Genomic DNA, 11,006 nt, shown 5'->3' on the forward strand with positions numbered 1-11,006 from the left:
TTCAGGACACCATGTGACCTGCGTCCTACAAGCACGATAGGAGGGCAGGAAACCGCCTGCCCTCCTATCGTGCTTTCATCCAGTTTTCCGGCTGTTCAAGTGACAGTCATTTCCAATTCGCCGTCACGGTCATCGATATGCACGGTGCTGCCATCGGGCACTTTGCCTGCCAGCAGTAGTTCAGCCAGAGGATCCTGCATGTAACGCTGCACGGCGCGCTTCAGCGGACGCGCACCATAGACAGGATCATAGCCTACACGGCCCAGCCAATTGCGCGCGCTTTCGGTGAGATCCAGGGTGATCTTGCGGTCCTTCAGCAGCTTTTGCACGCGCGCCACCTGTATCTCCACAATCGGAGCCATATGCTCCTGCCCCAATCGGTGAAACAGCACGATCTCATCCAGCCGGTTGAGGAATTCGGGGCGGAAATGGCCGCGCACCGTATCCATCACCTGATCTTCCACATCGGCCACCTTCTGGTCATCGCCGAGGTTTGAGAGATACTGGCTGCCAAGATTGCTGGTGAGGATGATGAGCGTGTGGCTGAAATCGACCTTGCGGCCCTGACCGTCGGTCAAATGACCATCGTCCAGCACCTGCAACAGCACATTGAAGACATCGCTATGCGCTTTTTCCACCTCATCGAACAACACCACCTGATATGGCCTGCGCCGCACAGCTTCGGTCAACACCCCGCCTTCTTCATATCCGACATAACCCGGAGGCGCGCCGATCAGCCGGGCGACTGCGTGTTTCTCCATGAATTCGCTCATGTCGATGCGCACCATCGCCTGATCATCATCGAACAGGAATGCCGCCAGCGTCTTGGTCAGCTCGGTCTTGCCGACACCGGTGGGGCCAAGAAAGAGGAAGCTGCCCAGCGGGCGATTGGGGTCCTGCAGCCCTGCCCGCGCGCGGCGCACGGCCTTGGACACGGCATTGACCGCCTGCTCCTGCCCGATAACCCGCTTGCCCAGCTCATCTTCCATCTTGAGCAGCTTTTCGCGCTCACCCTCCAGCATTTTCTCGATCGGCACTCCGGTCCAGCGGCTAACGACGGAGGCGATGTCATCCTCCGTCACCTCTTCGCGCAGAAGTGCGTTCTCAGTCGTTTCTCCGGCGGCGGCGAGTGCCTTTTCCAGTTCCGGAATGCGTCCGTAGGAAAGCTCGCCCGCCTTGGCGAGATCGCCGGCACGCTGGGCCTGTTCCAATTCGATCCGCGCCGCGTCCAGATCCTCCTTGATGCGCGCTTCGGCATTGATTTTGTCGCGCTCGTTCTGCCAACGCGTAGTCAGTTCGGAGGATTGCTGTTCAAGATTGGCCAGTTCCTCGCGCAGAGCATGAAGGCGATCTCTGCTTGTCTGGTCGGTCTCCTTGTCGAGCGCGGATTCCTCAATCTTGAGCTGGATGATACGCCGGTCGAGCGTTTCGATTTCTTCCGGCTTGCTTTCTACTTCCATCCGGATGCGGCTCGCCGCCTCATCCATCAGGTCAATCGCCTTGTCGGGCAGGAAACGGTCGGAAATATAGCGTTCGGAAAGCTGCGCTGCCGCAACGATTGCACCATCGGTGATGCGTACGCCGTGATGCAGTTCGTATTTTTCCTTGAGGCCGCGCAGGATCGATATGGTGTCCTCTACACTCGGTTCGTCCACGAATACGGGTTGAAACCGGCGTTGGAGCGCAGCATCCTTCTCGACATATTTCTGATATTCGTCGAGCGTGGTAGCCCCGATGGTGTGCAGTTCGCCGCGTGAAAGGGCGGGCTTCAGGAGGTTGGAGGCATCCATGCTGCCTTCGCTCGCACCGGCACCGATCAGCGTGTGCATTTCGTCAATGAAAAGGATGATCTCACCTTCAGCGCCCTTCACCTCGTCAAGCACACTCTTGAGCCGCTCTTCAAACTCGCCGCGATATTTGGCGCCTGCGATCAGCGCGCCGAGATCAAGACTCATGAGGCGGCGATCCTTTAGGCTATCGGGCACGTCGCCATTGGCAATGCGCAGCGCAAGCCCTTCGGCAATCGCGGTCTTGCCAGTGCCGGGTTCGCCAATCAGCACGGGATTGTTCTTCGTCCTGCGGGCAAGGATTTGCACCGTGCGGCGAATTTCCTCGTCGCGCCCGATTACAGGGTCGAGCTTGCCCTCACGCGCAGCCTCGGTCAGATCGCGGGCGTATTTTTTCATCGCATCATAGGCGGCTTCGGCATTGGCTGAATCAGCCGTCTTGCCCTGACGCAATTCATTGATCGCGATGTTGAGCGCCTGTGCGGTCAGTCCGGCCTCCGTCAAAGCTTTGCCCGCCTTGGTATCCTTGGCCATCACGAAAGCGAGCAGCAATCGCTCTACCGTGACATAACTGTCGCCGGCCTTATCTGAAATCTGTTCGGCCTGATCCAGAATGCGCACGGCATCATTATCCAGCCCCGGCGTCGCTTGCGCACCAGAGCCTGACACCGCCGGAACCTGAGCCAGCAAGGCATCCACCTGCTGCACCGCAGCGCCTGGATTGCCACCAGCCCGCTGGATCAATCCGGCAGCCATCCCTTCTTCATCCTCGAGCAGCGCCTTCAATATATGTTCGGGTGAAATCCGCTGGTGATTGCTGCGGATAGCGACGGTCTGCGCGCTTTGGAGGAAGCCGCGTGCGCGATCTGTGAATTTATCGAGATTCATATCGTGTCCCTCAAAATCTGTTCTCACGAGAGATAATGTTGCATTTCTGCAACACAAGGTCCGCGTGAAGGGATATTCATTTTGGCTTCCCTTTTGCTTTTGCCAAGGCCACGCCCGATCAGAAAATAGGTAAATGACCGAATGGCATCGACGAAGGGGAGAGTGGTCGATGGCGACAAACTCCGCAGAACAGTAGATGCATGCATGATAGGCAATTTGCCATTGTTGGCAGTCCGCCACAGCTGAAGCCGCGCTTCAACGCGCCGGGCCACGGACCAAGGTCCTTCTTCTCGTACGGATGGCCTACACACCATATGGGGGCCTGCAGGAATTAGCCTGTGCGCCGCTAGGGGGTATCGGGCAGAAGGAATTTTATCTTGGAAGACGACACGGACAAGCCATTTCGCAGCCGCAAAGTGCCCAGCAGTCGCGCTGCCCGTATCGGAACCTTCGGGCGATTGGCTGGTGGTCTAGCGGGCGGTGTGCTGGCCGAAGGGGCACGGCGGCTTGCGCGCGGGGAAAGACCGCGATTGCGCGATGTCATGCTTACCCCAGGCAATGCTATGCGCCTTGCTGATCGCCTGTCCCATTTGCGCGGTGCAGCGATGAAGCTGGGGCAGATGATCTCAATGGATGCAGGCGACATGCTGCCGCCCGAACTTGCCCAGATCCTTGCCCGCGTGCGCGAACAGGCTGACAGGATGCCGCCAGCGCAATTGCGCGACGTGCTCGATACGCAATGGGGCACGGGTTGGCTCGCCGGTTTCGCCAGTTTCAACCCCCGCCCCATCGCTGCCGCGTCTATCGGTCAGGTCCATCGCGCCGTCAGCAAGGATGGCCGTGAACTGGCGATCAAGGTGCAATATCCGGGCGTCAGGCAAAGCATCGATGCCGATGTCGACAATGTCGCCACGCTCTTGCGCGTTTCAGGCTTGCTGCCCGCAGAACTCGACATTTCCTCGCTACTCGAAGAAGCAAAGCGGCAATTGCATGAAGAAGCCGATTACCTACGCGAGGGTGAAGAGATGATGCGCTATCGCGCACGGCTAGACGGTCATCCCGATTTCGTCGTGCCCGCGCTCGCGCCGGAATTTTCGACCGACCTTGTGCTGGCAATGGATTATTTGCCGGGCAAACCTGTGGAGGTGCTCGAAACCATGGCGCAGGATGAACGCGACCGGGTGACCGGCATGGTCATTGCGCTGGTCCTGCGCGAATTGTTCGAATTTGGCGTGATGCAGACTGATCCCAATTTCGCCAATTATCGCTATCAGCCCGATACCGGAAAACTGGTGCTGCTGGATTTCGGTGCCACCCGCGCTGTCGCCCCGCAGGTTGTTGAAACCTATCGCAGACTGTTCGCTGCAGGCCTTGATGAAGACCGTGCTTCCGTGCGCAAAGCGGCGGTGGAGGCCGGCTTCATCGGGCCAGGCGTGCTTGACGGGCATGGAGAGCGGCTGGACCGGATGATCGGCATTATCGTCAGTGAAATGAACCGTCCCGGCCCCTTCGACTTTGACGACCGCGCCTTTGTCTCGGTTTTGCGCGAAGAAGGCATGGAGATGGCGGCAGATCGCGCCACATGGCATATCCCCCCGGTCGAAGCGCTGTTTGTTCAGCGCAAGATCAGCGGCACAGCCTTGCTCGGCGCGCGGTTGAAAGCGCAGGTCGATGTGCGCGAAATGGTGCGGCCCTATGCGCACCCTGGCGGGCCCGAAGCGGGTTAGAACCGCCCCCGCAGCGCCTGATAGGCTGCCGCAGTAACGGTGTTGGCCAGATTGAGCGAACGAATATGGTTTGACCGCATCGGCAGATGAAATTCCCGCCCGCGATGTGCCGCTCTCAATGGCTGGGGCAGGCCCACTGTTTCGCTGCCGAATACAAGAAAGGCATCGTCCGGATATTCCGGTGTGTAGAAACTGGTGGGAGCGTCATCTTCAAACAGGAACAATTGGTCGTCGCGCACCCGCCGCTGTGCCAGGAATTCTTCCCAGCTGGCAAATTCCGCCAGGCGCACATGCTGCCAGTAATCCAGCCCGGCGCGTTTCAGCCGCGCATCGGTGATGGTGAAGCCATATGGCCGGATAAGCACCAGTTCCATGTCCAGTGCCACACAGGTGCGGCCCACCGCGCCGGTGTTACCGGGAATTTCCGGATGAACGAGGACGATGGAGGTCAGCTTACCCGCTCCTGCGCAGCTACTAGCCCAGCTTGTCCTTCAATATCTGATTCACAACCGTCGGATTGGCTTTGCCCTGCATTGCCTTCATCGTCTGGCCGACGAAGAAGCCGAACAGTTTGTCCTTGCCCGCCTTATACTGCTCTACCTTGTCGCCATTGGCAGCAATGATCGTGTCGATTGCAGCTTCGATAGCGCCAGTGTCGCTGACCTGCTTAAGCCCTTCTGCATCAGCAATTTCATCAGGTTCGCGGCCGGATTTAAGAACGATCTCGAAAATCTCTTTCGCCTGCCCGCCTGAAATCTCACCGGCATCCTGCATCTTGAGGATGGCGGCCTGCCTTGCGGCAGTGGCATGGGCTGCATGACCATCGTCACCCAGCGATTTCAGCACGCCGGGCGCCACTGAAAGCGACCAGTTGGCGACCTGCGTGGCCACCTTCGCCGCGGGTTTTCCGATAGCGCTCGCCGTCTCTGCCAGCAGCGTTTCAAAACGGGCAAATGTTTCCACCTCTGCGGTAAGTTCGCGGGCATTATAGGGCGTCAGCCCCAGATCCTTCTCATACCGTTGGCGCTTGGCATCGGGCAATTCGGGGAGGCTGGCGCGACATGCTTCAAGAAAGGCATCATCCAGTTCCAGCGGCAGCAAATCGGGATCTGGGAAATAGCGGTAATCATGCGCGTCTTCCTTGCTGCGCATGGAACGTGTGGTGCCAGTGCCCGGATCGAACAACCGCGTTTCCTGAATGATGGTCCCGCCATCTTCCAGCACATCGACCTGTCGCTGCGCCTCATGCTCAATTGTCTGCATCACGAAGCGCACCGAATTGACGTTCTTCGTTTCGGTCCGCGTTCCCAGTTCCGGATCGCCAACCTTGCGCACAGACACATTCACATCCGCGCGCATGGACCCTTCTTCCATATTGCCGTCACAACTGCCTACATAACGCAGTATGCTGCGTAGCTTGCGGACATAGGCCCCGGCTTCTGCTGGCGAAGTCATATCCGGACGGCTGACGATTTCCATCAGCGCCACGCCCGATCGGTTAAGATCGACATAGGACATGGTGGGATGCTGATCATGCATCAGCTTGCCTGCATCCTGTTCAATATGGATGCGTTCAATTCCGATGATCTTGTCTTCAGGAATACCGGCCTTTTCGTCCGCCTCAATCGTCAGCGCGCCTTCACCCACAATGGGGTGATAAAGCTGACTGATCTGATAGCCCTGGGGCAAATCGGCGTAGAAATAATTCTTGCGGTCGAACCGGCTCCATTTGTGGATTTCCGCCTCTATCGCCATGCCGGTGCGCACGGCTTGGCGGACACATTCACGATTGGGCACGGGCAACATGCCCGGCATCGCCGCATCGACAAGGCTCACCTGCGAATTGGGCTCCGCCCCGAATTTCGTGGAGGCGCCGGAAAAAAGCTTGGCGCTGGAGGTGACCTGCGCGTGGACTTCAAGACCGATTACGATCTCCCACTCGCCCGTCGCGCCGTGAATGCGGTAATTACTCATTTTTCGATCAACTTTCCGTCTGTATCGAAACGTGCTTCGCCATGCTTGATGCGGCGTGCGAGATAGGCGGGAATCACAAGGGCGACGACGATCATCGCGACCTTGGCAACCACTTCCATCGCCTCGAAACTCACCACCATTTCTCCGGCTGCGCTGTGAACGCGGCGCGCTGTTCTATCGCGAGGCCAGCGTTGAGCACGCTTTGTTCATCCATCGCCTTGCCCACTATTTGCAGGCCGAGCGGCAGGCCGTCTTCGGTCAGCGTGGCAGGCACGCTCATCGCGGGAAGTCCCGCCAGCGATGCGGGCACGGCGAAAACATCGTTCATATACATCGCCAGCGGGTCTGCCTGCAATTCGCCAAGGGCAAAGGCAGGCGTGGGCGTTGTGGGCGCAAGGATGACGTCGCATTGGGCAAAAGCCGCGTCGAAATCGCGCTGCACCAATGTGCGGATTTTCTGCGCCTGCGTGTAATAGGCATCGTAGAATCCGGCTGAAAGCACATAGGTGCCCAGCATGATGCGGCGCTTCACTTCGTCCCCGAAGCCGGCGGCGCGGGTGGCGGCATACATATCCTGCAAACCAGCGCCCTCGGGCAGATCACGCAGACCGTATCGCACGCCATCATAGCGCGCGAGATTGCTGGAAGCTTCAGCGGGCGCGACGATGTAATAGGCGGGCAGCGCATATTTTGTATGCGGCAGCGACATCTCGATTACCTCAGCACCTGCATCGCGCAGCCATTCCTTGCCCTGCTCCCAGCTTGCATCAATCGCAGGGTCAATGCCTTCCATCCGATACTCACGCGGAATGCCGACCTTCTTGCCTTTCAGATCGGCATTCAAGCTGCCGAACCAATCGGGCACGGGCGCATCAAGACTGGTCGAATCCTTCGGATCGAAACCAGCCATCGCGCCCAGCATGATCGCGCAATCTTCAACCGAACGCGCCATTGGCCCTGCCTGGTCGAGCGAGGAAGCGAAGGCGACCACGCCCCAGCGCGAACATCGACCATAGGTTGGCTTGATGCCGACTGTTCCCGTGATCGCGGCAGGTTGGCGGATCGAACCGCCGGTATCGGTTCCGGTTGCTGCCGGACACAGCCGCGCAGCAATTGCGGCAGACGATCCGCCCGAAGAACCGCCCGGCGTCAGTGTGGCATTGCTACCCGTCTTCTTCCACGGACTTTTCACCGGACCAAAATGGCTTGTCTCGTTGGAAGAGCCCATGGCGAACTGGTCCATGTTGAGCTTGCCCAGCATGCCTGCACCTGCCGACCAGAGATTGGCCGAAACAGTGCTTTCATATTCGGGGACGAACCCTTCGAGGATATGACTGGCAGCAGTGGACTGCACGCCCTTGGTGCAGAACAGATCCTTCATGCCGATAGGCACGCCCGCCATCGGACCAAGCGGTTTGCCGCCCGCCCGCGCGGCGTCGACCGCATCGGCAGCCTCAAGCGCCTTTTCCGGCGTGGCGACGATAAATGCGTTAAGCGCGTCGGCAGAAGCGACCGCGGCATTGAAACTCTCCGCCACTTCGCGCGCGGAGAAATCCCCATTGGCGACGCCATCGCGGATGTCGCGAACGCCAAGCTGTGTGAAATCGCTCATTATTCGATCACCTTGGGCACGCCGTAAAACCCGTGCTCGGCCACCGGCGCATTTGCCAGCACATCATCGCGGCGTCCGCCTCCGGTCTTGGGATCGGCATCGACCACGTCATCGCGCAGCCGCAGCGCCTGCGGGATCACCGCCGCCATCGGTTCAACGCCAGAGGTATCAACCTCACCCAGCTGTTCCACCCAGGTGAGGATGTTGTTAAATTCGGGCACGAAATGGTCGAGGTCTTCCTCGGCCATCTTGATGCGTGCCAGCGAGGCGATTTTCGCCACTTCTTCTCGGGTTACAGACATGCATGCGCGTTAGCCGCGCAGGCGGGCCGCTTCAAGCTATTCGAACGGCGCGCCCACCGGTTGGCCGTCGATAAAAATCTGGCGGCCCGAATAATCCCGTATCTCGACATCCCCCGGTGCAATGGTCGCGGCAGGAGAAGGCAATATCTGCGGAGGAGGCGGCGGATAAGGCACGCCATCATCACGGAAACGGACATGTCGCACACTATCAGCCCGAACAATCGCGACATGCCTGCGCTCTGCCTCCATGCCGAGGTCAAGCACTACGCAAATGGGTGCGCATTCCCAAGGCTCTCGCTCAAGATATGCTGCCACCCATCCGCGCAACTCAGGATCTTCGAAATCGTAAGCGATGTTTGCGGGTGAGCCGCCCTGCCTAGCTCGGTCGAACCGATATCGCTCTGTGTCTTCGAGCGCAGCCTGCGCCAATTGCGCTACATCACCCTCGCGCCTGGTCAAACGCGCCAGAGCCTGCCGACCGGCATCACCAAATTCCCAACGCAGTGCAGCGAAGTCGAATTCTTCGAGCGTCACCGTTCCTGCATCAAGCCGCGCGACCTGGTTCTTTGCGGAGATTTTACCAAAATCGAGCAAGGGTATTGCCAGCAGCAAGGCGACTATGCAGGTCGTGGCGGCCAAATGCAGGTTTGCGTGGCGCACACGATGGCTCCAGCCATCCTTGCGACCCAGCGCCAGCGCGACCCAATAAGCAAGGCCGTAGGCGCAGGCGATGATAATGGCGATCAGCGACCATATGCGTTCAGGCGAAAGCCCGTGCTGGTTGATGCGGATCCCAATGCTGATCGCGGCAAACAGTGTCAGCGGGAAAATGCCCGCTACCAAGATCAATGAGGCAATCCGCAGCACGATATTGGTGCTGCGCTCGCCCTCACTGTCCCGAATGGTGGCATTGGCGAGCACGAAGCAGCCAACTGCGCAAGTGAGCAGGATCGGCGTTGCCGAATCAGTCGCTTCCCACAATGCCTGTCCGCCTGATGCAATCAACGCGACGAGGAAGATGATCAGCGCGATTCCCAGCGGCACCGCCAACAGCCCGAGGACCAGCATGACGACATTCTGCAAGACAACCAGAATCTTTAGGTTGTTGCGAATCAGCCCCAGCGCCGCGCCGAGGGCCGCGCCCGACCATGACCAGCCGAACCAGCCCTCTCCCATCAGATCGCCCAGCAAATCGATTCCCACGATGCCGAAAAGGCCATCGAGCAGCAGAAGCATCAGCCACGAAATCGCGGTGAAGGCCACTGCCCCGCCCCCGCTTATCGCATCAGCCCACACATGCGTATGAGTTAGCCTGTATGGGGTGGCAAAACGGGTGCGGTGGAAGCCTGCCTGAAACAGCGGGACCGCCAGCACGCTGAAGAATACCCCAGCTGCAAAGGCAAATTCCTGCCCCGCCAGGTGTTCATCCATGCGCACGATGTGCCACGCGACGCCACCCATGACGAGACCGACTATGGCGGAGAAAATTGCCGCCTCTACCCGGCGGTGCTCGTTCAGTGTGAAAGCAGCGGCAATGCCCCCAAAGCCCACGGCAACAGCTGCCGCAACCCGGGCAGGAGCTTCTGTATCGCCGCCATCGCTGAAAAGATGGATCAGCAGCCCCGCTGCAGCCAGCATGGCCGCGAGAATCCACGGTCGCAATGGCCAATCTTCAAGCTGATAGGCTTCGAGCTGATCGTATTCCGGCGGCGAAATGCTCTCCATATTGCCGTCAGCCTTTCTCAGCTTGTTATTGCTGCGGCGGCACGGGTGCACCCTGCGGTGTAGCCCCGCCTTCACCCTCTGCGCCCTGCGTTTCCTGCATGACCTGCATCATCTGCATATAGCGCTGCTGCGCTTCTTCTTCAGACATGAAATCGACCAGTTGAACGTCGAAATAGAGATCCGCATTTGGCGGAATGGGTGAACCTTCCTGCACGTCCTCGCCATATCCCTTGTCGGACGGGATGAAGACTTCATAGCTGCCGCCCTTCTGCATCTGCGTCACTGCTTCGGTGAAACCGGGGATCATCTGGCCCAGCGGCAGGGCTGCGCCATCGGGGAGGATACCGGGAACGGGCCAGCCGCCTTCCTGCGATTGATCAAAGACGGTGCCGTCTTCCAGCTTTCCGGTATAGCGCAGGAACACCACGTCTTCAGCCGTGGGACTGGGGCCTTCGCCAGCGGTGATCGCATTGACCGTCACGCCTTTGGGCATGGCCGCCCAGGCAATGGCGGCGGCCAGCAATATAGCGACGAGCACACCCAGCCAGAGTTTGAGCAAAGACCCCTTGGCTATCGGCTGCAAGGGTACGCGGGTAACTTCAACCATTGATCAAAATCCTGCCAGAAATGAGTCGCGCAAATCAAAGGGGCGCGGAAAAAGCTTTCCGCGCCCCTTTGGCTTAGCTGCGAGAATCAATCAAGCTTGGCGCACGGGCCGATTACTTGACGCCGTCGCGTTCCATGCGCTTGCGCTCCATCTTGCGGGCGCGGCGCACAGCAGCTGCCTTTTCACGGGCGCGCTTTTCGCTAGGCTTTTCATAGTGGCGGCGCAGCTTCATTTCGCGATACACCCCTTCACGCTGCAGCTTCTTCTTGAGCGCACGCAGGGCCTGCTCGACATTGTTATCGCGGACGATGATCTGCATAAAACTAAGCAACCTCTTTCAAAAGACGGCGAGAACCCGCAGCGAATAGGCGCGGGTTGCACCGT

At 59.1% G+C, this 11,006-nt stretch carries 10 protein-coding genes; 1 reads left to right on the top strand and 9 read right to left on the bottom strand.

From position 1 onward, the window contains the following. Window positions 1-95: 95 nt before the first annotated feature. A complete protein-coding gene (gene clpB / locus CP97_RS12360; protein WP_048886205.1) occupies window positions 96-2,675 on the bottom strand; it encodes an ATP-dependent chaperone ClpB in 2,580 nt (859 codons plus the stop codon). A gap of 377 nt (window positions 2,676-3,052) precedes the next feature. Here clpB and CP97_RS12370 point away from each other — a divergent pair, with 377 nt between their 5' ends. Next, window positions 3,053-4,402 carry an ABC1 kinase family protein gene (locus CP97_RS12370; protein WP_048886207.1) on the top strand — a complete coding sequence of 450 codons (1,350 nt, stop codon included), beginning with the start codon at window positions 3,053-3,055 and terminating at the stop codon, window positions 4,400-4,402. Here the strand turns inward: CP97_RS12370 and CP97_RS12375 are convergent. The 8 genes from CP97_RS12375 to rpsU form a co-directional block, all read right to left on the bottom strand. After that, window positions 4,399-4,854 (bottom strand): tRNA (cytidine(34)-2'-O)-methyltransferase, encoded by a 456-nt coding sequence (locus CP97_RS12375; protein WP_048886208.1) that lies wholly within the window; start codon window positions 4,852-4,854, stop codon window positions 4,399-4,401. The two genes, CP97_RS12370 and CP97_RS12375, sit on opposite strands and share 4 nt — an antisense overlap. 22 nt (window positions 4,855-4,876) lie before the next feature. After that, the gene (gatB, locus tag CP97_RS12380) at window positions 4,877-6,376 is read right to left on the bottom strand and encodes an Asp-tRNA(Asn)/Glu-tRNA(Gln) amidotransferase subunit GatB (protein WP_048886209.1); all 1,500 of its coding nucleotides are present in this window, start codon (window positions 6,374-6,376) and stop codon (window positions 4,877-4,879) included. Then, window positions 6,373-6,510, bottom strand: coding sequence for a hypothetical protein (locus tag CP97_RS16315; protein WP_161485465.1), 138 nt, complete (start codon window positions 6,508-6,510; stop codon window positions 6,373-6,375). Before CP97_RS16315 ends, gatB begins: the two co-directional genes overlap by 4 nt. Further along, window positions 6,507-7,988, bottom strand: a complete 1,482-nt coding sequence (gene gatA, locus CP97_RS12385; RefSeq protein ID WP_048886210.1) for an Asp-tRNA(Asn)/Glu-tRNA(Gln) amidotransferase subunit GatA — start codon at window positions 7,986-7,988, stop codon at window positions 6,507-6,509. The genes CP97_RS16315 and gatA overlap by 4 nt, the downstream gene beginning before the upstream one ends. After that, window positions 7,988-8,290: an Asp-tRNA(Asn)/Glu-tRNA(Gln) amidotransferase subunit GatC gene (gene gatC, locus CP97_RS12390; protein WP_048886211.1), complete on the bottom strand. Its 303-nt coding sequence runs from the start codon at window positions 8,288-8,290 to the stop codon at window positions 7,988-7,990. Before gatC ends, gatA begins: the two co-directional genes overlap by 1 nt. A 36-nt stretch (window positions 8,291-8,326) precedes the next feature. After that, a complete protein-coding gene (locus CP97_RS12395; RefSeq protein ID WP_048886212.1) occupies window positions 8,327-10,015 on the bottom strand; it encodes a DUF4153 domain-containing protein in 1,689 nt (562 codons plus the stop codon). 25 nt (window positions 10,016-10,040) lie between these two features. After that, window positions 10,041-10,622, bottom strand: coding sequence for an FKBP-type peptidyl-prolyl cis-trans isomerase (locus CP97_RS12400; protein ID WP_048886213.1), 582 nt, complete (start codon window positions 10,620-10,622; stop codon window positions 10,041-10,043). Window positions 10,623-10,734: 112 nt separating this feature from the next. Next, the gene (rpsU, locus tag CP97_RS12405) at window positions 10,735-10,941 is read right to left on the bottom strand and encodes a 30S ribosomal protein S21 (RefSeq protein WP_048886214.1); all 207 of its coding nucleotides are present in this window, start codon (window positions 10,939-10,941) and stop codon (window positions 10,735-10,737) included. Window positions 10,942-11,006: the final 65 nt, after the last annotated feature.

It is taken from the genome of Aurantiacibacter atlanticus (genome assembly GCF_001077815.2).
In the GTDB taxonomy this organism is placed as follows: Bacteria; Pseudomonadota; Alphaproteobacteria; order Sphingomonadales; family Sphingomonadaceae; genus Alteraurantiacibacter; species Alteraurantiacibacter atlanticus.